The sequence below is a fragment of the Burkholderia reimsis genome (assembly GCF_003294055.1).
GTDB classification, from domain to species: Bacteria; Pseudomonadota; Gammaproteobacteria; order Burkholderiales; family Burkholderiaceae; genus Burkholderia; species Burkholderia cepacia.
Genome location: NZ_QMFZ01000050.1, coordinates 1 through 25,673 on the forward strand (window position 1 = coordinate 1; position 25,673 = coordinate 25,673).

General features: G+C 68.5%; 23 protein-coding genes, 2 pseudogenes and 1 riboswitch. Of the genes and pseudogenes, 6 read left to right on the forward strand and 19 right to left on the reverse strand.

The window, feature by feature from the left end; all coding sequences use genetic code 11:
- The 5 genes and pseudogenes from DPV79_RS36345 to glyQ form a co-directional block, all read right to left on the reverse strand.
- A pseudogene (locus tag DPV79_RS36345) lies at nt 1-118 on the reverse strand (metal-dependent hydrolase); the annotation flags it as partial.
- Between the two features lie 46 nt (nt 119-164).
- Nucleotides 165-929 carry a lysophospholipid acyltransferase family protein gene (locus DPV79_RS36350; RefSeq protein WP_021161198.1) on the reverse strand — a complete coding sequence of 255 codons (765 nt, stop codon included), beginning with the start codon at nt 927-929 and terminating at the stop codon, nt 165-167.
- Between the two features lie 43 nt (nt 930-972).
- On the reverse strand, nt 973-1,536 hold the full coding sequence (gene gmhB / locus DPV79_RS36355; protein ID WP_113047697.1) for a D-glycero-beta-D-manno-heptose 1,7-bisphosphate 7-phosphatase: 564 nt from the start codon (nt 1,534-1,536) through the stop codon (nt 973-975).
- Nucleotides 1,537-1,546: 10 nt separating this feature from the next.
- A complete protein-coding gene (gene glyS, locus DPV79_RS36360) occupies nt 1,547-3,646 on the reverse strand; it encodes a glycine--tRNA ligase subunit beta (RefSeq protein ID WP_113047698.1) in 2,100 nt (699 codons plus the stop codon).
- A gap of 22 nt (nt 3,647-3,668) precedes the next feature.
- Nucleotides 3,669-4,673, reverse strand: coding sequence for a glycine--tRNA ligase subunit alpha (glyQ, locus tag DPV79_RS36365; RefSeq protein ID WP_011885965.1), 1,005 nt, complete (start codon nt 4,671-4,673; stop codon nt 3,669-3,671).
- 321 nt (nt 4,674-4,994) lie between these two features.
- Here glyQ and DPV79_RS36370 point away from each other — a divergent pair, with 321 nt between their 5' ends.
- The gene (locus DPV79_RS36370; protein ID WP_113047708.1) at nt 4,995-6,659 is read left to right on the forward strand and encodes a tetratricopeptide repeat protein; all 1,665 of its coding nucleotides are present in this window, start codon (nt 4,995-4,997) and stop codon (nt 6,657-6,659) included.
- An 87-nt stretch (nt 6,660-6,746) separates the two neighbouring features.
- Here the strand turns inward: DPV79_RS36370 and lnt are convergent, their stop codons facing one another.
- The 8 genes from lnt to DPV79_RS36405 form a co-directional block, all read right to left on the reverse strand.
- Complete coding sequence (gene lnt, locus DPV79_RS36375; RefSeq protein WP_113047699.1) at nt 6,747-8,435, reverse strand: apolipoprotein N-acyltransferase; 1,689 nt, start codon at nt 8,433-8,435, stop codon at nt 6,747-6,749.
- A 52-nt stretch (nt 8,436-8,487) separates the two neighbouring features.
- Nucleotides 8,488-9,375 carry an HlyC/CorC family transporter gene (locus DPV79_RS36380; protein ID WP_021160150.1) on the reverse strand — a complete coding sequence of 296 codons (888 nt, stop codon included), beginning with the start codon at nt 9,373-9,375 and terminating at the stop codon, nt 8,488-8,490.
- A gap of 305 nt (nt 9,376-9,680) precedes the next feature.
- Nucleotides 9,681-9,830, reverse strand: coding sequence for a hypothetical protein (locus tag DPV79_RS42895; RefSeq protein WP_165843613.1), 150 nt, complete (start codon nt 9,828-9,830; stop codon nt 9,681-9,683).
- Nucleotides 9,831-9,900: 70 nt separating this feature from the next.
- The gene (locus tag DPV79_RS36385; RefSeq protein WP_021160152.1) at nt 9,901-10,533 is read right to left on the reverse strand and encodes a gamma-glutamylcyclotransferase; all 633 of its coding nucleotides are present in this window, start codon (nt 10,531-10,533) and stop codon (nt 9,901-9,903) included.
- Nucleotides 10,534-10,545: 12 nt separating this feature from the next.
- Nucleotides 10,546-11,322, reverse strand: coding sequence for an rRNA maturation RNase YbeY (gene ybeY, locus DPV79_RS36390; RefSeq protein ID WP_059708193.1), 777 nt, complete (start codon nt 11,320-11,322; stop codon nt 10,546-10,548).
- Between the two features lie 146 nt (nt 11,323-11,468).
- The gene (locus DPV79_RS36395; protein WP_021160154.1) at nt 11,469-12,515 is read right to left on the reverse strand and encodes a PhoH family protein; all 1,047 of its coding nucleotides are present in this window, start codon (nt 12,513-12,515) and stop codon (nt 11,469-11,471) included.
- Nucleotides 12,516-12,540: 25 nt separating this feature from the next.
- Nucleotides 12,541-13,914, reverse strand: a complete 1,374-nt coding sequence (gene miaB / locus DPV79_RS36400) for a tRNA (N6-isopentenyl adenosine(37)-C2)-methylthiotransferase MiaB (protein ID WP_059495421.1) — start codon at nt 13,912-13,914, stop codon at nt 12,541-12,543.
- Nucleotides 13,915-14,132: 218 nt separating this feature from the next.
- Nucleotides 14,133-15,065: a LysR family transcriptional regulator gene (locus DPV79_RS36405; protein WP_059688779.1), complete on the reverse strand. Its 933-nt coding sequence runs from the start codon at nt 15,063-15,065 to the stop codon at nt 14,133-14,135.
- A 144-nt stretch (nt 15,066-15,209) separates the two neighbouring features.
- Between DPV79_RS36405 and DPV79_RS36410 the strand changes: the two genes are divergently transcribed.
- The 3 genes from DPV79_RS36410 to ribB all read left to right on the forward strand — a co-directional run bounded on the left by DPV79_RS36410 (nt 15,210) and on the right by ribB (nt 18,454).
- Nucleotides 15,210-16,385: an MFS transporter gene (locus DPV79_RS36410; RefSeq protein WP_059586758.1), complete on the forward strand. Its 1,176-nt coding sequence runs from the start codon at nt 15,210-15,212 to the stop codon at nt 16,383-16,385.
- A gap of 210 nt (nt 16,386-16,595) precedes the next feature.
- On the forward strand, nt 16,596-17,288 hold the full coding sequence (locus DPV79_RS36415) for a helix-turn-helix domain-containing protein (RefSeq protein WP_021160158.1): 693 nt from the start codon (nt 16,596-16,598) through the stop codon (nt 17,286-17,288).
- 188 nt (nt 17,289-17,476) lie between these two features.
- Nucleotides 17,477-17,625: riboswitch (FMN riboswitch) on the forward strand.
- A gap of 118 nt (nt 17,626-17,743) precedes the next feature.
- On the forward strand, nt 17,744-18,454 hold the full coding sequence (ribB, locus tag DPV79_RS36420) for a 3,4-dihydroxy-2-butanone-4-phosphate synthase (RefSeq protein WP_027789183.1): 711 nt from the start codon (nt 17,744-17,746) through the stop codon (nt 18,452-18,454).
- A 107-nt stretch (nt 18,455-18,561) separates the two neighbouring features.
- On the opposite strand, the gene DPV79_RS36425 is transcribed toward ribB, so the two are convergent.
- Nucleotides 18,562-19,248, reverse strand: coding sequence for an HAD family hydrolase (locus DPV79_RS36425; protein ID WP_048025979.1), 687 nt, complete (start codon nt 19,246-19,248; stop codon nt 18,562-18,564).
- 126 nt (nt 19,249-19,374) lie between these two features.
- On the opposite strand from DPV79_RS36425, the pseudogene DPV79_RS36430 reads away from it, so the two are divergent.
- Nucleotides 19,375-19,579 (forward strand): annotated as a pseudogene (locus DPV79_RS36430) (hypothetical protein); the annotation flags it as partial.
- Nucleotides 19,580-19,632: 53 nt separating this feature from the next.
- Here the strand turns inward: DPV79_RS36430 and DPV79_RS36435 are convergent.
- The 3 genes from DPV79_RS36435 to glpD form a co-directional block, all read right to left on the reverse strand.
- On the reverse strand, nt 19,633-20,349 hold the full coding sequence (locus DPV79_RS36435) for an MIP/aquaporin family protein (RefSeq protein WP_021160162.1): 717 nt from the start codon (nt 20,347-20,349) through the stop codon (nt 19,633-19,635).
- A gap of 82 nt (nt 20,350-20,431) precedes the next feature.
- A complete protein-coding gene (gene glpK, locus DPV79_RS36440; RefSeq protein WP_113047700.1) occupies nt 20,432-21,934 on the reverse strand; it encodes a glycerol kinase GlpK in 1,503 nt (500 codons plus the stop codon).
- Between the two features lie 107 nt (nt 21,935-22,041).
- Nucleotides 22,042-23,565, reverse strand: coding sequence for a glycerol-3-phosphate dehydrogenase (gene glpD, locus DPV79_RS36445; RefSeq protein ID WP_113047701.1), 1,524 nt, complete (start codon nt 23,563-23,565; stop codon nt 22,042-22,044).
- Between the two features lie 162 nt (nt 23,566-23,727).
- Here glpD and DPV79_RS36450 point away from each other — a divergent pair, with 162 nt between their 5' ends.
- The gene (locus DPV79_RS36450; RefSeq protein WP_042975499.1) at nt 23,728-24,096 is read left to right on the forward strand and encodes a hypothetical protein; all 369 of its coding nucleotides are present in this window, start codon (nt 23,728-23,730) and stop codon (nt 24,094-24,096) included.
- A gap of 94 nt (nt 24,097-24,190) precedes the next feature.
- Here DPV79_RS36450 and DPV79_RS36455 read toward each other — a convergent pair whose 3' ends face one another.
- Both DPV79_RS36455 and DPV79_RS36465 read right to left on the reverse strand, forming a co-directional pair.
- The gene (locus DPV79_RS36455; protein WP_021160166.1) at nt 24,191-24,388 is read right to left on the reverse strand and encodes a hypothetical protein; all 198 of its coding nucleotides are present in this window, start codon (nt 24,386-24,388) and stop codon (nt 24,191-24,193) included.
- Between the two features lie 303 nt (nt 24,389-24,691).
- Nucleotides 24,692-25,471, reverse strand: a complete 780-nt coding sequence (locus DPV79_RS36465) for a DeoR/GlpR family DNA-binding transcription regulator (RefSeq protein WP_027789189.1) — start codon at nt 25,469-25,471, stop codon at nt 24,692-24,694.
- Nucleotides 25,472-25,673 lie beyond the last annotated feature (202 nt).

Here is a 25,673-nt window from a genome sequence, read left to right on the forward strand (position 1 = left end):
GCGCGGGCGGGGCGGCGGGCGCCGACGGTGCGGCGGCCGGCCCGTCGAAGAGCGGCAGATCCATCTGGCGATGATCGAGGGCCACGACGGCAGGCCGTGGCCGCGGACGCTGTTTCATCAGTTCGCTTCTTTTTGTCGTACGCAACGGCTGCCACCCGGGGGCGTCAGACACGCGCGGCATCGCGCGTGCCGGCGTTGCCCGCCTGGCGATACGAATCCGGATCGATCCGGCGCATTTCCGCTTCGATCCATGCTTCGACCTGCGAGTTCAATGCATCGGGCGTCAGCCCCTCGCTGGGGATCGGCTTGCCGATCGACACGGTGACGACACCCGGGAATTTCGTGAACGAGTTGCGCGGCCACACCCGGCCTGCATTGTGCGCGATCGGTACGACGGGTGCACCGGTTTCGATCGCGAAGCGCGCGCCACCCGTCTTGTACTTGCCCTGCTTGCCGACCGGCGTGCGCGTGCCTTCCGGGAACATGATCATCCATGCGCCTTCCGACAGGCGCTTCTTGCCCTGGCGGATCACCGACGTGAACGCGTTCTTGCCTTCCTTGCGGTTGATGTTGACCATGTGCAGCAGCCCGAGCGCCCAGCCGAAGAACGGCACGTACAGCAGCTCGCGCTTGAACACGTAGCAGAGCGGTTTCGGCATCAGCGCGGGAAACGCGAGCGTTTCCCATGCGGACTGGTGCTTCGACAGCAGTACGGCCGGGCCGTCGGGCAGGTTCTCGTAGCCTTCGATCCGGTAGCGGATGCCGTTCAGCCAGCGCACGACCCACAGCGTGGACTTGCACCAGCCGGCCGCCATCCAGTAGCGCGCGTCGGCGCGCATGAACGGAAAGGCGATGAAGCACGCGGTGGCGTACGGCACCGTGTACACGACGAAGTAGATCAGCAGCAGCAGGGAGCGGACGAAGCGCATCGGCGTAAGTCTGGCGTTAGGGAGGATGCGCGCGGCGGCCGCATCACTCGTGTTCGTGTGAAAGGAAATCGAGCGCGAACGCGCGCAGGTCGTCGTGCACCTTCGTGCCGGGCGGCAGGTTGCCGGCGGCGAGCGTCTTCTTGCCCTTGCCGGTGAGTACGAGGTGCGGCTGGCAGCCGACCGCGACGCCGGCCTGCAGGTCGCGCAGCGAATCGCCGACCACCGGCGTGTGATCGGGATCGATCTCGAAGCGCTCGGCGATCATCTGCATCATCCCGGGTTTCGGCTTGCGGCAGTCGCAGTGATCCTCGGCCGTGTGCGGGCAGAAGAACACCGCGTCGATCCGCGCGCCGACCGAGGCCGCCGCGCGATGCATCTTCAGGTGCATCTCGTTGAGCGCGGCCATGTCGAACAGCCCGCGACCGATGCCGGACTGGTTGGTCGCGACGACCACGCGATACCCCGCGTGGTTGAGCCGGGCAATCGCCTCGAGGGCGCCGGGCAGCGCGATCCATTCGTCGGGCGTCTTGATGAACGCATCCGAATCGACGTTGATCACGCCGTCCCGGTCGAGGACGACGAGCTTTCGGTTGGGGCTGGTCGGCATCGTGCGGCCCTTATGCGGCGAGCTTCGAGATGTCGGCGACGCAGTTCATCTGCTGGTGCAGCGCGGACAGCAGCGCGAGACGGTTCGCGCGCAGTGCCGGATCTTCCGCGTTGACCATCACGTCGTTGAAGAACGTGTCGACCGGTGCGCGCAGCGCGGCGAGCGCCGACAGCGCGCCCGTGTACGCCCGCGCCTCGAGCTGCGACTGCACGTGCGGCGTCACGGCGGCGAGCTGTTCGTGCAGCGCCTTCTCGGCGGCCTCGACGAGCAGCGTCGGCTGCACCGCGCCGTTCGCCCCGCCTTCCGACTTCTTCAGGATGTTCGAGATCCGCTTGTTCGCGGCCGCGAGCGCTTCGGCTTCCGCGAGGTGCGTGAATTCGCGCACCGCGTCGAGGCGCGCGACGAGATCGTCGACGCGCGTCGGGTTCAGGCTCAGCACCGCGTCGATTTCGCCGGCCGAATAGCCGCGCTCGCGCAGCAGGCCGCGCAGGCGATCCATGAAGAACGCGAGGATCGCGTCGGTCGATTCGGCGACGCCCGGCACGCCTTCGAAGCGCGCATGGGCCGTGCGCAGCAGCGACACGAGATCGAGCGGCAGCTGCTTCTCGAGCAGCAGGCGCAGCACGCCGAGTGCGTGGCGGCGCAGCGCGAACGGATCCTTCTCGCCGGTCGGCGCGAGGCCGATCCCCCAGATGCCGACGATCGTCTCGAGCTTGTCGGCGAGCGCGACGGCGGTCGACACGGGCGTGGTCGGCAGTGCGTCGCCGGAGAAACGCGGCTGGTAGTGCTCGGCGCAGGCGAGCGCGACGTCGTCGGCTTCGCCGTCGTGGCGCGCGTAGTACGTGCCCATCGTGCCCTGCAGTTCCGGGAACTCGCCGACCATGTCGGTCAGCAGGTCGGCCTTCGCGAGGCGCGCGGCGCGCTTCGCGTGCGCGGCGTCGGCGCCGATCGCCGGGGCGATCTCGCCGGCCAGCGCCTCGAGGCGCTCGACGCGCGCGAGCGCCGAACCGAGCTTGTTGTGATACACGACGTTCGCGAGCTGCGGCACGCGGTCGGCGAGCGGCTTCTTCTTGTCCTGCTCGAAGAAGAACTTCGCGTCGGCGAGGCGCGGGCGCACGACGCGCTCGTTGCCTTCGATGATCTCGCCCGGCGTCTTCGTCTCGATGTTCGACACGATCAGGAAACGCGAGCGCAGCTTGCCGGCGACGTCGGTCAGTGCGAAATACTTCTGGTTCGTCTGCATCGTGAGGATCAGGCATTCCTGCGGAACCTGCAGGAATTCGTCCTCGAAGCGGCACGGGTAGACGACCGGCCATTCGACCAGCGACGTCACTTCGTCGAGCAGCGACTCGGGCATCACGACGGTATCGCCGTTCGCGTGTTCGTTCAGCTGCGTGCGGATCGTTTCGCGGCGATCGGCGAAGTGCGCGATCACGCGGCCCTTGTCGCGCAGCGTGTCGGCGTACGCGCGTGCATGCTGGATCGCGACGAGGCCGTCGGACAGGAAGCGGTGGCCGAGCGTCGTATCGCCGGCATCGACGCCGAATGCGGTGACGGGCACGATGCGGTCGTCGTGCAGCACCGTCAGGCGATGCACCGGGCGCACGAACTTCACGTCGGAGCCGTCCGGGCGCTGGTAGGTCATCACTTTCGGGATCGGCAGCTTCTCGAGCGTTTCGTCGAGCGCGGCCTGCAGGCCGTCGGCGAGCGTCGCGCCGGCTGCCGAATAGTTGATGAAGAACGCTTCGGCCTTGCCGTCCTGCGCACGCTCGAGATCGGCGATCGACAGGTTCGGGTGGCCGAGCGCCGCGAGCTTCTTCGCGAGCGGGGCGGTCGGCTTGCCTTCGGCGTCGAGCGCGACCGACACGGGCAGGACCTTTTCGCGGACCTGCTTTTCAGGGGCGACGGCGCGCACGTTCTGCACGACGACGGCGAGGCGGCGCGGCGTGGCGTAGCGTTCGAACACGAGTTCGCCGTCGACGAGGTCGCGTGCCGCGAGGCGTTGCGCGAGGCCTTCGGCGAATGCGTCGCCGAGGCGCGCGAGGGCCTTCGGCGGCAGCTCTTCGGTCAGCAGTTCGACGAGCAGGGGGGCGGGATGATTGTGCGTCATGTCTGGAATAAATCTCGTCTCGTCAGTCCTGATCGATCTTGCGTTCGACCTTGAGCGGCGGCGCCCATGCCGGCTGCGCGGCATCCTGGGCGTCGGTGGTGAGGCCCGGCACGCCCGGCGGGTTGCCGAGCATCGGGAAGCCGAGCTTCTCGCGCGAGTCGTAGTAGGCCTGTGCGACGAGACGCGACAGCGCGCGGATGCGGCCGATGTACGCTGCCCGCTCGGTGACCGAGATCGCGCCGCGCGCGTCCAGCAGGTTGAACGTGTGGCCGGCCTTGAGGACGAGCTCGTACGCGGGCAGCGCGAGCTGCGCGTCGATCATCTTCTTCGCTTCCGCTTCGTAGCTGTTGAAGAACGTGAACAGCAGGTCGACGTTCGCGTGCTCGAAGTTGTAGGTCGACTGCTCGACCTCGTTCTGGTGATAGACGTCGCCGTACGACAGGCGGCGCAGCTCGGGGCCGTTCGGGCCTTGCTCTTCCCACTCGGTCCACACGAGGTCGTAGACGTTCTCGACCTTCTGCAGGTACATCGCGAGGCGCTCGAGGCCGTACGTGATCTCGCCGAGCACCGGCTTGCAGTCGAGGCCGCCGACCTGCTGGAAATACGTGAACTGCGTGACTTCCATCCCGTTCAGCCACACTTCCCAGCCGAGGCCCCACGCGCCGAGCGTCGGGTTTTCCCAGTCGTCCTCGACGAAGCGCACGTCGTTCTGCTGCAGGTCGAAGCCGAGCGCCTCGAGCGAGCCGAGGTACAGGTCGAGGATGTTTTCCGGCGCCGGCTTGAGCACGACCTGGTACTGGTAGTAGTGCTGCAGTCGGTTCGGGTTCTCGCCGTAGCGGCCGTCCTTCGGGCGGCGCGACGGCTGCACGTACGCGGCGCGCCACGGCTCGGGGCCGACCGCGCGCAGGAACGTGTGCACGTGCGACGTGCCTGCACCGACTTCCATGTCGATGGGCTGGAGCAGGGCGCAACCCTGCTTGTCCCAGTAGGACTGCAGCGTCAGGATGATTTGCTGAAACGTAAGCATGAAGAGCCTTCGTGGCGCTGGCGCTCCGTTGCGGGCGGCGCTCCGGGCGGGGCCCGGAGGGTCGGCTCGCGCGGCGGCGCGGCTTGTTAGTGTGCTGAAACGCGTAATTTTACCGGATCGGCGAGCGGATGCGGCCGGAACGCGGGCGGGCGTGCCGTCGGCCCCGTCCGGGCGGCCTGCGCGGGCATGGCCGGCGCGCGCCGGGCGGCCGCGCGCGACAGGTCGCGACGCGCGTGCCGCACGGCTTCGCACGGGCGTTAAGATGCGCGTATTGCGGTGCGCGCGACGCGTGCCGCGCCACCGCTTGCCGATCCCGACTGCATGGACGAACCGACCGACATCCTCATTCCGCTGCTTCCGCCCTTCCTCGCGCTGCTCGGGCAGGCCGCCGACGCGCAGGCGCGCGGCGAGGCCGCCGCGCACGATCTGTGGCTGGCCGCCGCCGCGCACCTGCATGCGGTCGACGCCGATGCGCTCGCGCAGCTCACCGGCGCGCTCGTCACGCGGCAGCGCACGGCCGATGCGGTCGCGCTCGCCGAATGCGCGGCGCGCGTGCAGCCGGGCGCGACCGCGTACTTCAATCTCGGCTACGCGCTGCAGATGGCCGGTCGTCACGCGGACGCCGTGGCGCCGTATCGCGCGGCGCTGGCGCTCGACGCCGGGCGGCCGTCGCTGCGCAACAACCTCGCGATCGCGCTGCGGCTGTCGGGCAGCGACCGCGCGGAGGAGATCGCGCTGCTCGACGCGGCCGTGCGCGCCGATCCGTCCGACGTGCAGGCATGGATCAACCTCGTCGTCGCGCGGATCGCGACGCACGACCTGGACGGCGCGCTCGCGTGCGCCGCGCGGCTCGTGGAACTTGCGCCCGACAACGCGCTCGCGATGAACAACGTCGCGATGGCGATGAAGGAGGCGCAGCGCTGGGACGATGCCGAGCGCTGCGCGGCGCGCGCGTGCGAGCTGGCGCCCGACGACGCGTCCTACCGTTTCAACCTGGCGATCATCCAGCTCGTGCGCGGCAACCATGCGGCCGGCTGGCGCGGCCACGAGGCGCGCTGGGACGGCGCGGGCGAGTTGCGCGGCCGCCGGCCGGTGCTGCCGGGCCCGCGCTGGCAGGGCGAGCCGCTCGCCGGCAAGACGCTGCTCGTGTGGGGCGAGCAGGGGCTCGGCGACGTGCTGCAGTTCTGCCGCTTCGTCGCGCCGCTCGCCGAGCGCGTGCATCGCGAGGGCGGCCGGCTCATATGGAACACGTTTCCGCAGGTGGGCACGCTGATGCAGCGCAGCCTCGGCGCGCATGCGGATGCGTTCAGCGCGGGCGGCGGCGTCGACGTGCTGCCCGCCTTCGATTACGAAATACCGCTGATCGGCCTGCCGCTGATGCTCGGCATGGAAGTGTCGACGCTCGCGTCGTCGGTGCCGTACCTGCATGCCGATCCGCCCGCGCGCGACGCGTGGCGCGCGCGGCTCGCGGGCGACAGCCGGCTGAAGGTCGGGCTCGTGTGGACGGGCAGTGCGGGGCACCAGCGCAACCCGTTCCGGCGCGTCGGGCTCGAGCGTTATGCCGACGCATTCCGCGGGATCGACGGCGTCGCGTTTCATTCGCTGCAGCCGGGTGCGCAGGCGGATGTCGCGGCGGCGCGCGCGGCCGGCTTCGCGATCGAGGACTTCACGGCGGAACTGACGAGCTTCGACGATACGGCCGCGTTCATCGGCGCGCTGGATCTCGTGATCACCGTGTGCACGTCGGTCGCGCACCTGGCGGGCGCGCTCGGCGCGCGCACGTGGGTGCTGCTCGACGTGAATCCGCACTGGCCGTGGTTGCTCGAACGCACGGACAGCCCGTGGTACCCGAGCGCGACCCTGTACCGGCAGCCGGCGTTCGGCGCATGGGAGCCCGTGATGGAAGCGGTGAGCCGCGACCTGCGGCGCCTGTCTGCGCAGCCGGTTCAGGCGGCGGAGTCGGCGGAGTCGGCCCGGCAGGCCTGAGCGGCCTGAGCGGCCGGCCGGTTCGCGGTCAACGGCCGCTGCATGCGGCGGCCGCCACCACGCGCTGCGCGGCGGCGGCGTGCCGCATCATTTCGGCGGGGCGTCGCCGTTGTTCCTGCCGTTGCGCCGGCGCAGCCCGGGGCCGAACGTGAAGCCGAACGCGAGCAGCACCAGCGACACCGCGAGCACGATGTTGTTGCCGCTCGTCACGTAAGGCGTGAAGCCGCTCGTGCCTTCGATCCGCACGTCGAGCGAGCCGATCGTGAACGGCTTCAGCTGGCCGAGCACGCGGCCGCGCGCATCGATCGCGGCCGTCATCCCGGTGTTGGTCGAGCGCAGCATCGGCCGGCCCGTCTCGAGTGAGCGCATCCGTGCGATCTGCAGGTGCTGGTCGAGTGCGATCGTGTCGCCGAACCACGCGAGGTTCGTCACGTTGACGAGCACGCCCGGCGGCTGCGGGTTGTCGCGGATCGTCGCGGCGATTTCCTCGCCGAACAAGTCCTCGTAGCAGATGTCGGCCATCACCGGCTGGTTGTGCACGAGGAACGGCTTCTGCACCGGCGCGCCGCGCGCGAAGTCGCCGAGCGGCATCTTCATCAGGTCGACGAACCACCGGAAACCCCACGGGATGAATTCGCCGAAGGGCACGAGGTGGTGCTTGTCGTAGTGATAGATGTCGCGCGAATTCGGCGTCACGCCGTACAGGCTGTTCGTATAGTCGACGTAGTGGCCGTCCTCGGTCACCGATGCGCCGACCGCGCCGAACAGCACGGCCGAGCCCGTCGTGTCGCTGAACTTGCGGATCGCGACGGCGAACGGCTCGGGCAATTCCTGGATCATCACCGCGATCGCGGTTTCGGGCGTGACGATCAGGTCGGCCGGCTTCTCGACGATCATCTGCGTGTACATCTTGATCGCCGCGTCGATGCCCGCTTCCTCGAACTTGATGTCCTGCTTCACGTTGCCCTGCAGCAGCCGCACGGTGAGCGGCGCGTTCGCGGGCACGGTCCACGTGACCTGCGACAGCCCGAGACCGGCCGCGATCAGCGCGACCGCGATGCCGGCCGGCGCGGCGATGCGCACACGCGCATTGCCGGCACGGGGTTCGGCGAGCGGCGACGGCCGGGCGGCGGCGAGCGCCTGTACGACGAGCGCGGTGAACAAGGCGAGCACCCACGCGATCCCGTACACCCCGGCGACCGGCGCGAAGCCCGCGAACGGGCCGTCGACCTGCGGATAGCCGCTTGCGAGCCACGGGAAGCCGGTGAAGACGGTGCCGCGCAGCCATTCGCCGAGTGCCCATGCGCTCGCGAATGCGAATGCGCCGTGCCAGGTCGGCGAAAACGGCCGCGGGTCGGGCGTGCGGCGATGCCACGCATGGCCTGCGCAGAACGACCACAGCCCGGCGGAGAACGCCGGGTACAGCGACAGGTACAGCGAGAACAGCACGAGCGCGCCGCCTGCGAGCGGCGCGGCCATCTCGCCGTAGACGTGCATGCTGATGTAGAGCCACCAGATGCCGCTGATGAAGTTGCCGAAGCCGAACGCGCCGCCGGTGAGCGCGGCGCTGCGCCAGCTCGCGGTGCGCGTGAGCTGCGCGAAAAACCAGACGAATACGACGAGTTGCAGCCAGCCGCCATGCGGCGTCGGCGCGAAGCTGAGCGTATTGGCGGCGCCGGCGAGCAGCGCGGCCGGGTAGTGCCAGCGCGGCAGCGCGCGCCCGGGAGGCGGCGCGAGAAGACCGCCAGCCGGGCGGGACAGGATCGGATCGTCCATGTGAAGCGAAGGTGGGCGAGCGGTTGTGGAACGCGCGGCTGGCGCGCGACGGTCAGTCCTCGTGCGAGGTTTCGGCGCGACGGCTCGCGAGCGGATTGCGGCGCACCAGCAGCACGTGGACCTGGCGCGCATCGCCGCGCTGGATCTCGAACACGAGGTTGCCGAGCTGCAGCTTCTCGCCGCGATGCGGGACGCGGCCGAAATGATGCGTGATCAGCCCGCCGATCGTATCGACTTCGTCATCCGGGAAATCGGTGCCGAACGTCTCGTTGAACTGTTCGATCTCGGTGAGCGCACGCACGCGGTAGCGGCCGTCGGGCCCCGAGATGATGTTGCCGGCTTCCTCGTCGAAATCGTATTCGTCCTCGATGTCGCCGACGATCTGCTCGAGCACGTCCTCGATCGTGATCAGGCCCGCGACGCCGCCGTATTCGTCGACGACGATCGCAAGGTGGTTGCGGTTCACGCGGAAGTCGTGCAGCAGCACGTTCAGGCGCTTCGATTCGGGAATGAACACGGCCGGGCGCAGCATCCCGCGCACGTCGAATTCCTCTTCGGCATAGAAACGCAGCAGATCCTTCGCGAGCAGCACGCCAATGACGTTGTCGCGGTTCTCCTCGTACACGGGGTAGCGCGAGTGCGCCTTTTCGAGGACGAACGGGATGAAATCCTCGGGCTTGTCGGCGATGTTGATCGCGTCCATCTGTGCGCGCGGCACCATGATGTCGCGCGCGCACAGGTCGGACACCTGGAACACGCCTTCGATCATCGACAGCGAATCGGCGTCGATCAGGTTGCGTTCGTGGGCGTCCTGGAGGATTTCCAGCAGCTCGCCGCGGGATTCGGGCTCGGGCGAGATGAAGTCGGTCAGGCGCTCGAGCAGCGAGCGCTTTTCTTGCGGTTTGTCGGTTGGCTTACGACTGGGATACGAATCGTTCATGGTGGTGCGCCCGGGTCATGCCGGAGCGCGCTGTCACGGAGTAGGCAAGGATACACCAAGGGCACGACGCGACCGTGTCACACCGGCCGCACGGCCAGGGTGGGCAGCGCGTACGGGCCCCGCTCGCGGACGGCCGCGCCGGGCGCGACATCGTCCTCGCGCCCATCCTATCCCAGAAAAGGGAGGCGGGGCAGTGGCGAAAAAAACGGGTGCGGACGGGAAGCGGAGCCGTGACGCGGAAAAGCGTTCGGCCGGGGTGGTGAGCGGCGGCATTCTGCCGCACGCGGACTTCGCCCGGCCGCGGCTCAGAACCGCATGCCGGCCGAGCAGCCGCCGGCGGCCGCGCCGTTGGTCGCGGCGCCGCCGCAGCCGAGTATTCCGCAGCCGGACAGCGCGACGCTCGCGGCGACGATCAGCGCGGCAACCCTGCAACGCGACCAGCGAGACGGTCTCATCGGTCTTGCCCTCCCAAGAATGCGCCCACGGCGCGGCAGCGCGTGGCGGCGAGCCGGGCGCCGTGCCGCGTCACCGGCATCGCGCGAGCAGCCCTTCGAGCGCGCGATCGGGGATGCCGCTCGCGCGCAGCGCGTCGACCGTGCGGCTGACGTAGTCGAGCGTCGTGCCGTAGCGGCCGGCCGCGCAACTGAACACTTCCTTGACGACGGGGTCGGGCAGCTTGCCCGTATAGGTCGGCGCTTCGCGGCGCATCACGAACGCGAGTGCGTTCACGCGCTCGCCGTTCTCGAGCGAGCACGGCAGCCATGCGGGCCGGTACGAACCCATCGGCATCTCGCGTTTCCACAACGTTTCGAGGTGCGGTTGCGCGGTCGGGCCGGCGAGCCGGAACGCGATGCCCGAGCACGAGCCGCCGCGATCGAGCGCGAGCACGAGGCCCGGGCGTTCGGGCGTGCCGCGGTTCACGCGCGACCACAGATAGAGCCCGCGATGATAGCCGTGCACCTTGCCGCGTATGGCTGCGACGGTCGGCAATCCCGGGTTCCAGATCAGCGAGCCATAGCCGAACAGCCACAGATCCTGCCGGCCGTCCCAGTCGCGCATCGTGTGCGCGAGCGACGCCGCGAGTTCGTCTTCCGTCAGCAGGCGCCCGTCGCCGATCGACGGCGGGTAGGCGGGCGAGAGCGTCGCGGCGTTGCGCATCGTGCGGACGGCTTACTGGTACGGGTTCGGGAAGCCCAGCTTCGCGAGGATGTCGACTTCGAGCGCTTCCATTTCGGCTGCGTCCTCGTCGCTCGTCTCGTGGTCGTAGCCCTGCGCGTGCAGCGCGCCGTGCACCAGCAGGTGCGCGTAATGGGCGGTGAGCGGCTTGTCCTGATCGTGCGCTTCCTTCTCGACGACCGGGCAGCACAGCACGAGGTCGCCGATCACGGTGCCGTCGGGCGCCGCGTCGTACGCGAAGGTCAACACGTTGGTCGGATAGTCCTTGTGGCGGTAGCCGGCGTTCAGCGTGCGGCCTTCTTCTTCGCCGACGAAGCGCACGGTGAGCTGCGCACTGGAGAACAGCGCCGGTTCGAGCCATTCGGCAATCAGCTTGCGCTTGGGCAGCGTCTTGCGCACGTCGCTCGTGATCTCGTCGCCGTACTGCACGGACAGGTCGAGCTCCGGCTCGCGCAGTGCGTCTTCGGTGTCGTCCTCGCGCGGTGCGGGCTCGGCACCCACGTGCAGCGTCACGCTGTCGTAGTGCTCGGGCTGCAGCGCGATCTTCGCGCGCATGGCCGGATCGTTGTGCTGCGCGACGATCGCGACGGCGGCTTCCCCGGAACTGCCCGACAGGTCGAACATCAGGCTGCGGCCGTCAGGGAAGTCGATGCGCAGCCCTTGCGCGTTGACGGTCCGGGCCTTGCCTTTCGCATCGAACAGCGAAAGGCGGGGGGAGGCGGGCGCGGCGGACTGGGCGCGCCCGGACTTGCGGGAACGGGAGGATTTCATGACGCGTGCGGCGATTAGGACGCGTTGAGGATACACCAAACGGCCGATCGCGCCCGAATTCGCACAGGCGAAAAAAAGCCCGGCGCGCCGTCTGGCGGGCCGGGCCGGGCTGTCAGGCCGGGCGGCGTGCAGGTGCTGCCGGCCGGTCAGCCGTCCTGGTGCTGAGCGTGGAATTCGTCGTACGCCTCGACGATGCGCGCGACGAGCGGATGGCGCACGACGTCCGCGCTCGTGAAGCGCGTGAGCGCGATGCCGCGCACGCCGCCGAGCACCTGCTGCGCCTCGACGAGGCCGCTCTTGTGGCCGCGCGGCAGGTCGACCTGGCTCGTGTCGCCGGTCACGACCGCCTTCGAGCCGAAGCCGATCCGCGTGAGGAACATCTTCATCTGCTCGGGCGTCGTGTTCTGCGCCTCGTCGAGGATGATGAACGCGTGGTTCAGCGTGCGGCCGCGCATGTACGCGAGCGGCGCGATCTCGATCATCTGGCGCTCGAACATCTTCGCCGTCTTGTCGAAACCGAGCAGGTCGTACAGCGCGTCGTACAGCGGACGCAGGTACGGGTCGACCTTCTGCGCGAGATCGCCCGGCAGGAAGCCGAGCCGCTCGCCGGCCTCGACGGCCGGGCGCGTCAGGACGATCCGCTTGACCTGGTCGCGCTCGAGCGCGTCGACCGCGCAGGCGACCGCGAGGTAGGTCTTGCCGGTGCCGGCCGGCCCGATGCCGAACGTCACGTCGTGCGACAGGATCTGCTTCAGGTATTCGCGCTGCGCCGGCGTGCGGCCGCGCAGGTCGGCTCGCCGCGTGTAGAGCTTCGGCGCGGGCTCCTCGTCCGGCTCGCTGGCGTCGAGCTGGACGACGGGGTCGTCGAACGGATGGTCGGGGTCGCCGCGGAAGCGCACGTCGAGCGTGTCCTGGCGGCCGTTGCCGCCCGTGTGGCGCACTTCGACCAGCGCGAGCTGGATGTCGTCGACTGACAGCGCATCGCGCGCGCGGTTGTAGAAGTTCTCGAGCGCGGCGAGCGCGAGCTTGGCGCCGCGCCCGCGGATCGCGATCCGGTGGCCGCGTCGCGACAGCGTGACGTCGAGCGCCTGTTCGATCTGCCGCAGGTTCTCGTCGAGCGGGCCGCAGAGGTTGGCGAGGCGCGCGTTGTCGTCGCGCGGCGCGACGAATTCCAGTGCTTGGGTCGGCTTCAAAGTGGCGTCGGGCTCCAGTGGAACGTCAGTGCGTGGCCGCGCTCGCGTCGTCGCTCACGAGCACGAGCTCGCCGCGCAGCGAATGCGGGTACGCGTGGTTGATCTTCACGTCGATCATCTGGCCGATCAGGCGCGGGTGCGATGCGAGCGGCGCCGGGAAATTCACGACCCGGTTGTTCTCGGTGCGGCCCGCGAGTTCGTTCGGGTCCTTGCGCGACGGGCCCTCGACGAGGATCCGCTCGACCTTCCCGACCATCGACTGGCTGATGCGCGCGACGTTTTCCTCGATGGTCGCCTGCAGATGTTGCAGGCGTTTGAGCTTGACCTCGCGCGGCGTGTCGTCGTGCAGGTTCGCGGCCGGCGTGCCGGGGCGCGGGCTGTAGATGAACGAGAAGCTGGTGTCGTAGCTCATCTCGTGCACGAGCGCCATCATCTTGTCGAAATCGTCCTCGGTCTCGCCGGGGAAGCCGACGATCATGTCGGTCGACAGCGACAGGTCCGGGCGGATCGCGCGCAGCTTGCGGATCACCGACTTGTATTCGAGCACCGTGTAGCCGCGCTTCATCGCCATCAGGATGCGGTCGGAGCCGTGCTGCACGGGCAGGTGCAGGTGGCTCACGAGCTTCGGCACCTTCGCGTAGGTGTCGATCAGCCGCTGCGTGAACTCCTTCGGGTGCGACGTCGTGTAGCGGATCCGCTCGATGCCCGGGATGTCGGCGACGTATTCGATCAGCGTCGCGAAATCGGCGATTTCGGACGAGCCGGCCGCCAGCGCGCCCCGATAGGCATTCACGTTCTGGCCGAGCAGCGTGACTTCGCGCACGCCCTGGTCGGCGAGGCCGGCCACTTCGGTCAGCACGTCGTCGAGCGGGCGCGACACTTCATCGCCGCGCGTGTACGGCACCACGCAGTAGCTGCAGTACTTCGAGCAGCCTTCCATGATCGACACGAACGCGCTCGGCCCCTCGACGCGCGCGGGCGGCAGGTGGTCGAACTTCTCGATCTCGGGGAAGGTGATGTCGACCTGCGCGCGGCCGCTCTCGCGGCGCGCGTCGATCATCTGCGGCAGGCGGTGCAGGGTTTGCGGGCCGAACACGAGGTCGACGTACGGCGCGCGCGACACGATCGATGCGCCTTCCTGGCTCGCGACGCAGCCGCCGACGCCGATCAGCAGGCCGGGCTTCGCTTCCTTCAGCTCGCGCACGCGGCCGAGATCGGAGAACACCTTCTCCTGCGCCTTCTCGCGCACCGAGCACGTGTTGAACAGGATGATGTCCGCGTCTTCCGGCGTGTCGGTCTTTTCGAGGCCTTCGGCCGCATTCAGCACGTCCACCATCTTGTCCGAGTCGTACTCGTTCATCTGGCAGCCGAAGGTCTTTACGTAAACTTTCTTGGTCATGGGGATTCGCCGTTCGCAGTGGTTGACCTGGGGGCGTCGTCAAGAGTGAATCGGGACGGCCGCGCGCGCCGCACGCGGATCGCGTGCAGCCAGCATGTGAAAGGCCGTCGGGAAAGCTTTCCATTATAGCTTTTCACGCTGCCCGGGACGGGCGGCGGGTTGCGGCCGCGCGACGCCGGCCGGCGCGTTCCGACCCTCGAGCCGCGATGCGCCGGCCGTCAGCGGCACGCGTTCAGCAGGTCGTCGTGCGCGGCTTCCTCGCGTGCGAAGCGTTCGGCGAGAAAGTCGAGCAGCACGCGCACGCGCGGCGCCATGTAGCGCTTGCCGGGATAGATCGCGTGCAGCGGCGCGCTCTGGTGCCGCCAGTCGGGCAGCAGGACCTTGAGCCGCCCGGCGCGGATGTCGTCGGCGACATCCCAGATCGAGTTCAGCACGATGCCGCGGCCGCGCAGCGCCCATTCGCGGGCGAGGCCGCCGTCGTTGGTCTCGAACGCGGTGGCGAGCGGCACCGTGCAGGTCTGCGTGTCGTCGCCGCGCGTGAAGCGCCACGTGTTCATCGGCCCGGACGCGACCGTGATCACGTTGCATGGAAAGCGGGCCAGATCGTGCGGATCGCGCGGCATGCCGTGGCGTTCGACGAACGACGGCGCCGCGCACGGCACGCGCCGGTCCGCGGCGAGCCGGCGGGCGATCAGCGCACCGTCGGGCGGCGCGGCGAAACGGATCGCGAGGTCGATCTCGTCCTGCCACAGGTTCACCGTCGAGTCGGACGCCGTCAGCGAGAACGTCACGTCCGGGTGAAGCGCGGTGAATTCGTCGAGCCAGTCGAGCAGCCGGCGGCGGCCGAAATCGGACGTCGCCGACAGCCGCACCCGGCCGGCGACCACGTTGCGGCCGGCCTGGAGCAGCGCGTTTGCGTCGTCGAGCGCCTGCAACGCCTGCCGGCAGCCGTTCAGGTACAGGCGGCCCTCGTCGGTGAGCCGCAACTGCCGGGTCGAACGGTCGAACAGCCGGGTGGCGACCGCCGCCTCGAGCTTCGCGAGGCGCGCGCTCGCCGCGGCCGGCGTGAGGTTCAGCTTGCGCCCGGCGGCGGACAGGCTGCCCAGTTCGGCCGCCTCGACGAACAGCCGGATATCGCCCAGTCGGTCCATGAGATTTTTCAGAAATATTTGAAAATGGTTCAAACGCCACGCCAATTATCAAATATCGATGTCTTCGGGACAATGCGCACATCCTGCCTTTTGTGCGGTGCGGCACCGACCGGGCGCCGCGTCCGCCGCCTTCCGGAGAACGTCATGCCCATTCCGTTACTGGCGCTTGCGATCAGCGCCTTCGCCATCGGTACCACCGAGTTCATCATCATGGGCCTGCTGCCCGAAGTGGCGCACGACCTGGCCGTGTCGCTGCCGTCGGCCGGCCTGCTGGTCACCGGCTACGCGCTCGGTGTCGCGGCCGGCGCGCCGCTGCTCGCGGTGCTGACGAGCCGCATGCCGCGCAAGGCCGCGCTGCAGCTGCTGATGGCGATCTTCATCGTCGGCAACGTGCTGTGCGCGACCGCGTCCGGCTACGCGATGCTGATGGTCGCCCGCGTCGTCACGTCGTTCGCACACGGGTCGTTCTTCGGGATCGGCGCGGTGGTCGCCGCGTCGCTCGTGCCGGCCGACAAGCGCGCGAGCGCGATCGCGCTGATGTTCACGGGGCTCACGCTGTCGAATGTGCTCGGCGTGCCGTTCGGCACGTTCGTCGGCCAACTGCTCGGCTGGCGCGCGTCGTTCTGGATCGTCGCCGGGCTCGGCGTGCTGGCGCTCGGCGGCGTCGCCGCGCTCGTGCCGAACCGTCACGACAGCGGGCCGGGCGGCCTCGGCCACGAAGTGCGCGTGCTGAAGGAGCCGCAGGTGTGGCTCGCGCTGTTGATGACCGTGCTCGGCTTCGGCGGCGTGTTCGTCGTGTTCACGTACATCGCGCCGATCCTCGAGACCGTGTCCGGTTTCTCGCCGCGCTCGGTCGCGCTGATCCTCGTGCTGTTCGGCGCGGGGCTGACGATCGGCAACACGCTCGGCGGCAAGTTCGCCGACCGCGCGCTGATGCCGTCGCTGATCGCGATCCTCGTCGCGCTGATGGCCGTGATGGCCGTCTTCGCGAAGACGAGCCACCTGCCGGTCGCGGCCGCCGTCACCGTGTTCGTGTGGGGGATCGCCGCGTTCGCGACGGTGCCGCCGCTGCAGGCGCGCATGGTCGAGAAGGCCGCGAGCGCGCCGCATCTCGCGTCGACGCTCAACATCGGCGCGTTCAACGTCGGCAATGCGGGCGGCGCGTGGCTCGGCGGCCTTGCGCTGGAACACGGCCTCGCACTCGATGCGCTGCCGTGGGTCGCCGTCGCGGTGACGTTCGCGGCGCTCGTCGTCACGTGGTTCGCGATGCGGCTCGACACGCGCGGGTCGGCACGCGGTGCGGCGCCGGCGGCGCAATGAGCGAGCCCGGCGGCGCGACGCGATAGCGGCGGGAAACGGGGCGCGAGAAACGCATTCCTCCGCGATGCTGATAACGGTGTGAAGATAACTTCGTTTGCCGGTGCAAGGCCGGGTGATAGCGTTTCGATACGCGCCGTTGCTGGCGCAACCCGATTCCCCATCCCGGCTTACCCCATACGCAGGGCCGCACAGCGGCCCGGAGGCAATGCTATGTCTTCATCCCTGGCGCTCGTGCGCGACGTGTCTTCCTTCGAGTCCGGCGACGCCGCCGATGCGCGGGCGTCCGCGTCGCTCGACGTTCTCGAGCAGGTCGTCGGCGTGAACCTCGCGCGGTTGCGTGCCGAGCGGCAGTTGTCGCTCGATGCGCTCGCGCGGCTGTCCGGCGTGTCGCGCGCGATGCTCGCGCAGATCGAGTCGGCGCGCAGCGTGCCGTCGATCAAGGTGCTCTGCAAGATCGCCGCGGCGCTGAAGGTTTCGGTCGCCGCCTTCCTGCGCCGCCATGCGGTGAACGGCTTCGAGCACCTGGCGGCCGAGCGCGCGTCGCGCGTCGTCAGCTCGAACGGCCGCTTCTCGGCGCGCGCGCTTTATCCGGAAGGCGAGCCGGCCGCGGCCGAATTCCACGAGCTGCGGATCGCGCCGCTGCACACGGAGCCCGGCGCACGCCGCGCGCCCGGCACGACGGTCAACCTCGTCGTCAGCGAGGGCACGCTCGAAGTCAGCGTGCACGACCGCCGCCAGTTGCTCGCGACCGGCGATGCGATCGTGTTCGATGCCGACCAGCCGTACAGCCTGCGCAACCCGGGCGACAGCGAGGCGCGCGCGTTTCGCGTGACGGTGAGCCCCGAGGTGCCGCCCCGCTGGCTCGTGCCCGATGCGGCACACGCCGCGCATGCGGCCGGCTGATCGCGCAGGCCGCCCGGAGCGGGCCGCGTTCCCGTCGTCCGGGCGGGAGCGCAGGTCGTCCGTCGGCCGTTCGGACGATGCCGTTAGACGGGGTCGTCGGTAAGGTTTTAGCTGGAGTTCACTGCGCCGCGCGCGCAGCTGTTGTATGCTTGGCCCGCCGTTGACGGGGTTGTCCCGTCCGGCAATCAGTGCGTCTTCAGGGCGGGGCGAAATTCCCCACCGGCGGTAGGCTGGCGTAAGCCGGCGAGCCCGCGAGCGCCCGCGCATCCGCGCGGGGTCAGCAGATCTGGTCGAATGCCAGAGCCGACGGTCACAGTCCGGATGAGAGAAGATGTGCAGATAGTCATGTCCGCCAGGGCCGCTTCGCCACATGTGCGAAGCGGGTTGTCGTTCTGTCTGTTTGCAATGCCCTGAAACGTTTTTCGCCCAAACCGTATTTGCGAGGAGCGTTTCACATGTCCTTGATGTCCGTTTCGTCGGCACCTGCCGACGCCTTTGCCGATCTCCCGTTGCTGGATTCCGAACCGGTGCCGCCGCGCATCGCCGCCGCGCTCGATGCGATGCGCGCAGGCCGTGCGGTCGTGCTGCAGGACGACCACGACCGCGAGAACGAAGCCGACCTGATCGTTGCCGCCGAGCGCATCACGCCCGAGACGATGGCGCTGCTGATCCGCGAGTGCAGCGGCATCGTATGCCTGTGCCTGACCGACGACACGGTGCGCGCGCTCGAGCTGCCGCCGATGGTGCAGACCAACGAGAGCCGCAACGGCACCGCGTTCACCGTCTCGATCGAGGCACGCGAAGGCGTGCATACGGGCGTATCGGCGGCCGATCGCGTGACGACGATTCGCGCGGCGATCGCCGAAGGGGCGAAGCCGCACGACATCGTGCGCCCCGGCCACGTGTTTCCGTTGCGTGCGCAGCCGGGCGGCGTGCTGGCACGCCGCGGTCACACCGAAGGCACGGTCGACCTGTCGATCCTCGCGGGCCTGAAGCCGGCCGGCGTGCTGTGCGAGCTGATGAATCCCGACGGCACGATGACGCGCGGCGACGATGTCGAGCGTTTCGCGCAACGGCACGGGCTGCCGATGCTGACGATCGCGGAACTCGTCGAGTTCCGCGAGGCGCTGGCCGCCGCGCGCGAGCGCTGCTGCGAACCGGCCTGAGTGAAAGGGAAGGGGAAAGCGGGCGCGTTCATGCGCCCGTGGCACGGCGTGCGTGAAGCGGCGCACGCCGGACAGGCCCGGTCAGCCTGACCGGGCCGGAACGACCGTCAGGACTGTACGTCCGCGAATTCTCCGCGCATGCCGGCTTCGACGAACGCCGGCAGCTCGTCCATCCTGCGCATGATCCGCGTGATGCCCATCGCGCGCAGCGCGTCCGCGTAGTTGTCGGGGATGTGGCTCGCGCCGACGAACGCGATCGTCTTCATGCCCGCCGCCCGCGCGGCATTCAGCCCGGACACGCTGTCTTCGACGACGATGCAGCGCGCCGGCGCGACGCCGAGCGTTTGCGCCGCATGCAGGTAGACGTCGGGGTAGGGCTTCGGCCGCGCCACCTGCTCGGAGCTGAACACGCGATCGCCGAAGATCTCGGTGAGCGATGCGCGCTTCAGCGAACTGCGCACGCGCGCGAGCCGGCTGTTCGACACCACGGCCGCCGGCAGGCTCACCTGCAGCAGCGCGTCGCGCACGCCGGTGATCGGCGCGAGCGATTGCGCCAGCGCGCTCTCGATGTTGTGCTCGATCGTTTCGATGAAGTTGGCGGGCATCTCGATCCCGAAGCGGGATTCGATCCCGGCCAGGAAGCGCGACGTCTGCTGGCCGAACGCCGACTTCGCGGCGGCTTCGAAATCGATGTTCGGGAACGTGGAGGACAGCGTATCGAGCAGCACGCGGTCGGCGATGACTTCGCTGTCGACGAGCACGCCGTCGCAGTCGCAGATGAGGTGATCGAGCATGGTGGTGAAGAAGCGGAATGTCGGCGACGCAGATCAATTCGCCATCATACGTGCTTTCACGCGCATGCCGCGAGACGCTTCGGCAGGTTTTCCCGATGCCGCGCGTGTGGCCTGACGATTCCGGTCGCGCGGCTCGTCGCCGCGCGCGGGTTCGGCCGTGCGGTGGGGTTCGTCGAGGAAATGCGCGTGGGCGAGCATGCTGGTCGAACGCGGGATCGATGCGAGCCCGGCGGCCGTGGCGGATGCGGGCGTGAAGCTGAAGTCGCTCGTGTCGGCCGGAGGCGAGCGCCAGCGCGAACGTGGCGAGGGAGGCGCGAAGAAAGGCGCATGAAGCGCGCGGCAGTGGCGGCCGCGCGCTTCGGTCAGGCCGAGATCAGGTCGCGATCAGGCCATCGCGTGCAGGTGCAGGTACAGGCCGGCTGCCGCGGCGCCGCCCAGCAGCGGGCCGACGACGGGCACCCATGCATAGCGCCAGTCGCTGTCGCGCTTGCCGGGGATCGGCAGCAGCGCGTGCATGATGCGCGGCGACAGGTCGCGCGCGGGGCTCATCGCGTAGCCGGTCGGGCCGCCGAGCGAAATGCCGATGCCGAGCACGAGCAGGCCGACGGGCAGCGCGTCGAGCGCGCCGAGGCCGACCTGCGGCGACGCGAGGTACAGCACGCCGAGGATCAGCACGAACGTGCAGATCGCTTCGGTCAGCACGTTGTGCGTGACGCTGCGGATCGCGGGCGCCGTGCAGAACACCGCGAGCTTCAGGTCCGCATCGGCTTCCTTCGCGAAGTGCTGGCGATACGCGAGCCACACGAGCAGGGCGCCCGCCATCCCGCCGAGCATCTGCGCGAGGATGTAGCCGCCGACTTTCGACCACGCGAACTTGCCCGCGAGCGCGAGACTGATGGTGACGATCGGGTTCAGGTGCGCGCCGCTGAACGACGCGGTCACGTAGACGGCGACGAATACGGCCATCGCCCAGCCCATCACGATCACGATCAGGTCCGCGCCTTTGCCCTTGGTCTTTGCAAGCAGCACGTTTGCGACCGCGCCGTTGCCGAGCAGCACGAGGATCGCTGTGCCGATGAACTCTGCAATATAAGGTGACATGGTTGTCTCTCGTATGTCATCGCGGACTCGCGCGCGAGCGCGGTCCGCCGGTGTTGTTGTATTTCGTATGGATGGCTGACGATTACTGGGTATCGTCGGCCCACGCCTTCGCGGCGCGTACCGCGCGCTGCCAGCCGGCCATGCAGCTTTCGACCTGCTCCTTCGGCATCGACGGCGAGAAGCGGCGATCGAGCTGCCACTGGCTGCGCACTTCGTCGAGGTTCTTCCAGTAGCCGATCGCGAGGCCCGCGAGGTAGGCCGCGCCGAGCGCGGTCGTCTCGGTGATCTGCGGACGCACCGCGTCGACGCCGAGCAGGTCGGCCTGGAACTGCATCAGCAGGTCGTTCGCGCTCGCGCCGCCGTCGACGCGCAGCTCGCCGATGCTGATGCCCGAATCGGCTTCCATCGCGGCCAGCACGTCGAGCGACTGGTACGCGATCGAATCGAGCGCCGCCCGTGCGAGGTGCGCGGAGGTCGTGCCGCGCGTGACGCCGAATACCGAGCCGCGCGCCCGTGCGTTCCAGTGCGGCGCGCCGAGGCCGGCGAACGCGGGCACCAGGTAGACGCCGTCGGTGTGCGGCACGCTCGCGGCGAGCGCTTCGATTTCGGCGGCCGACTTGATGATGCCGACGCCGTCGCGCAGCCACTGCACCACCGCGCCCGCGATGAAGATGCTGCCTTCCAGCGCGTACTGCACGTTGTCGCCGATCTGCCAGGCGATCGTCGTGACGAGGTTGTTCTTCGATTCGATCGGCTTGTCGCCGGTGTTCATCATCAGGAAGCAGCCGGTGCCGTAGGTGTTCTTCACCATGCCGGACTGCGTGCACATCTGGCCGAACAGCGCCGCCTGCTGGTCGCCCGCGATGCCCGCGAGCGGGATCTTCGACGCGAACACGGTGGTCTTCGTGTGACCGTAGATTTCCGACGATGCCTTCACGTCCGGCAGCATGCTGCGCGGGATGTCGAGCAGCTCGAGCAGCTCGTTGTCCCATTCGCGCGTGTGGATGTTGAACAGCATCGTGCGCGACGCGTTCGTCACGTCGGTCACGTGCAGTTCGTGCTTCGTGAAGTTCCACACGAGCCAGCTGTCGACGGTACCGAACGCGAGCTTGCCCTGCCTGGCCTTCTCGCGTGCGCCCGGCACGTTGTCGAGGATCCAGCGGATCTTGGTCCCGGAGAAGTACGAGTCGATCGGCAGGCCGGTCTTCGCGCGCACCTTCGCCTCGAGGCCCTGTGCTTTCAGCGAATCACAGAAGTCGGCCGTGCGGCGATCCTGCCAGACGATCGCGTTGTAGACGGGCTGGCCGGTCTCGCGATCCCAGACGATCGTGGTTTCGCGCTGGTTGGTGATGCCGATCGCGGCGATCGACGTGCCGTTCAGGCCCGTGCGCGTGACGGCTTCGGCGGCGACGCCGGCTTGCGTCGACCAGATTTCCTGCGGGTCGTGCTCGACCCAGCCGGGTTGCGGGTAGATCTGCTCGAATTCCTTCTGGGCGATCGATACGATATTGCCCTGGCGATCGAACAGCATCGCGCGGGAACTCGTGGTGCCCTGGTCAAGCGCGAGGATGTACTGATCCTGCATGTCTCTCATCTCCATCCGTGGATTTGGCTTAGTTGTGATGCGCGCCGCATGGGGGGGCGGCGCGTCGGTGAGTCAACGTCGGTACGGCAACTGCTACTGCATTCGGGTCAGGCCTGCGGCGCGTGCGCGGCGGCGAACCACGCGTCGATCGCGGCCGTCACCGCGTCGAGCGTGCCCGGCGCGACGTGCAGGCCGAGCTTCGAGCGGCGCCACAGCACGTCCTGCGCGCAGGTCGCCCATTCGGCGTCGCGCAGGTAGCGCAGTTCGGCGTCGTGGATGCCCGGGGCGATTTCGGTGCCGAGATCGGCAAGCGACTTCGCGCCGTCGATCACGCGCTCCGCGCGCGTGCCGTACGCACGTGCATAGCGGCGGGCGAGCGCGGCGGGCAGCCACGGGTGGCGTTTCGCGAACGCGGCGGCGAACACGTCGAAGTTCGCGTTCGCGATGTCGCCGCCCGGCAGCGCGACGCCGGCCGTCCAGGTCTTCGCGTCGCGGCCGAGCGCGCGGGTCAGCATGTCGCCGGCTTCTTCCGCGAGCTTGCGGAACGTCGTGATCTTGCCGCCGAACACCGACAGCAGCGGCGCACCCGCGCCTTCGTCCATTTCGAGGCGGTAGTCGCGCGTGACGGCCGATGCGTTCGCGGCGTTCTCGTCTTCCAGCAGCGGGCGCACGCCCGAGTAGGTCCAGTGCACGTCGGCCGGCGAGATCTTGCGCTTGAAGTAGCGGTTGATCGAATCGCACAGGTACTGCGTCTCGTCGCGATCGATCGCGACCTTCGCGGGATCGTTCGTGTATTCGACGTCGGTCGTGCCGATCAGCGTGAAATCGTGTTCGTACGGAATCGCGAAGATGATCCGCTTGTCCGGGTTCTGGAAGATGTACGCGTGGTCGTGATCGAACAGGCGGCGCGTGATGATGTGGCTGCCCTTCACGAGCCGCACGCTGTGGTGCGCGCCGCGGCCGAGCGCGCCTTTCAGCACTTCGCCGACCCACGGGCCGGCCGCGTTCGCGATCGCGCGCGCATGCACGACGCGGATCGAGCCGTCGGCGTGCTGCAGCCGCGCTTCCCATTCGTCGCCGCGGCGCTCGGCGGACACCAGCTTCGTGCGCGTCAGGATTTCGGCGCCACGCTCCTTCGCATCCATCGCGTTCAGCACGACGAGGCGCGCGTCGTCGACCCAGCCGTCCGAATAGACGAAGCCGCGCTTGATCGAATCGATCAGCGGCGCGCCGGCCGCATGGCGGCGCATGTCGATGCCGCGCGAGCCGGGCAGCAGCTCGCGTTTCGCGAGGTGATCGTAGAGGAACAGGCCGATGCGGATCAGCCAGGCCGGACGCAGGTTCGGCATGTGCGGCATCACGAAGCGCAGCGGCCACATGATGTGCGGCGCCGCGCGCAGCAGCGTCTCGCGTTCCTGCAGCGCCTTGCGCACGAGCCCGAACTCGTTGTACTCGAGGTAGCGCAGGCCGCCGTGAATCAGCTTCGTGCTGGACGACGACGTGTGCGACGCGAGATCGTCCTGCTCGCAGAGCATGACCGACAGGCCGCGGCCGGCCGCATCGCGCGCGATGCCCGCGCCGTTGATGCCGCCGCCGACGACGAGCAGATCGTAGCGATTCGGTTGGGTCACCTGCTGTCCTTATCGTCTGAGGGAAATGGTTGAACAGAAAATGTTCGAATTCGAAATTTAACGAACGAAATCGAAAAAGTAAAGTTCGATAAAGCGGGGCCAGTAGCGCGCTGCGCGATCCCGGACGATACTGGCGGAATCGACCGTTTCGCGAGGTGAATCATGCGTATTGGGATGTGGGCCGGCGTGTGCGCCGTCCTTCTGGCGGGGTGCAGTGCCGGTATGCCGCCGCTCGTCGGCAATTGGCGCACGCCGTCGTTCGTCGATCTGCAGACGTCGTGCGGCGGCGCGGCGCGCGACTGGGGCGCGGACGCGCAGCCGGTCTATTCGACGCTGTACGACGCATACGTGGCTAAACGGTATCGCGGGCTGACCGAAGCGAACTATTGTGCGTTCGTAAACGAACTTTCGACGCGCTATGCGGCGCCCGACGCGGCGGCGCGTGCCGGCTGGATCGCGTATTTCAACGGTGCGCGCGCGCAAGCCATCAGCTGGCGGGCGGCGGTCGATCCGACGCTGCGCGGCGGCTGAAGCAGGTGGGGGGCGAGGCGGGGAAGCGAGGAAGCAGGAACGACCGCGCGGCCCGGAATCCGGGCCGCGCGGTCAGGTCGGTAACGGTGTGGTTTTACGAATAGCGGTATTTGATGGATCGCAGCGCGGCGTCGCCGGTCTCGGTCACGCAGTACTTGCGCCCCGATCCGAGCCCTTCCAGGCGGACGAGCTGCTGCTCCAGCAGTGCGTCGATTTCGTCCCGATCCATCGAGGTTTGATCGGGAGCGTCCTTCACAAGCAATAGCGTGGCGAATTCATGCGGACTCAGCATCGTTCTCTCCATGGCGACCAGTCAGCCCGCGCGGCTGGCGCAACGGCCGGCGCGCGATACCCAGCGGGGTATGGTTTGGGGGGAAAAGCTGCATTCGCCGGCCATGCCATTCGTCCGCGCCCTGGCACAGGCGCAACGGTCGGACGGGCCGGGGAACTGGAGTCTAGTCGAGCATGCGGGCAACCACAAATCGTGCCCCGTTAATTTTCCGTTTGACAGCCGGGCCCCGCGCAAGCGGTTTGCTCGCAGCGCCAACTTCTTGATTTCACTTGAAGTTTCAGGTGCGGTGCAGCATCGCGGGCGTCACTCCGCGACGTACACCTGCGTGCCGGCGGTCGCCACCGCGTCGGCCATCTCCGGCGGCAGCGGCTTGTCGGTGAAGAGTGCGTGCACCTGGCTCAGGTGGCCCTGGCGCACCAGTGCCGGGCGGCCGACCTTCGAATGGTCGGCGACGAGGTAGACCGTGCGCGCATGCTGCATGATCGCCTCGGCCACACGCACCTCGCGCGTGTCGAAGTCGCGCAGCGTGCCGTCGGCCTCGATCGCCGACGTGCCGATGATCGCGTAGTCGACCTTGAACTGGCGGATGAAGTCGATCGCGAGTTCGCCGACGATCCCCTTGTCCCATGGCCGCACGATGCCGCCCGTGATCAGCACCTCGCAGTCGGGGTAGCCGCTCATCATCGACGCGACGTTCAGGTTGTTCGTGATCACGTGCAGCCCGTGGTGGCGGTTCAGCGCGCGTGCGACTTCCTCGGTGGTCGTGCCGAGGTTGATGAACAGCGACGCCTGGTCGGGAATGTGCGACGCCGCGAGCGCCGCGATGCGCCGCTTCTCGTCATGGAACATCCGCTGGCGCGCCGTGTACGACACGTTCTCCGAGCTGGTCGGCAGGCTCGCGCCGCCGTGATAGCGGCGCAGCAGGTTCAGGTCGGCCAGCCAGTTCACGTCGCGGCGGATCGTCTGCGGCGTCACCGCGAAGTGCGCGGCGAGATCGTCGACGGTCACGAAGCCGTCGCGCTGCACCCATTCGAGCAGTTCCTGCTGGCGCGCGTTGAGGGTGAGGCGGGGATCTCGGGTCATGGCTCGGTGGTCGTGTCGTGAGACGGAGCGGGTATTGTAAGGGCGGCAACGCCGTTAGGCCGGTATGGCCGCCAGGGTCGCCTGCAATTCATGCGGAAATTGCATTGATTCATGTGACAAATGAATTTGTGCGATTGCGCTGATCGCGCTGCAATGGCGGATTGCTCGCGCGCGCGGGTGCGCGCCCGGCGCTTCATTCAGC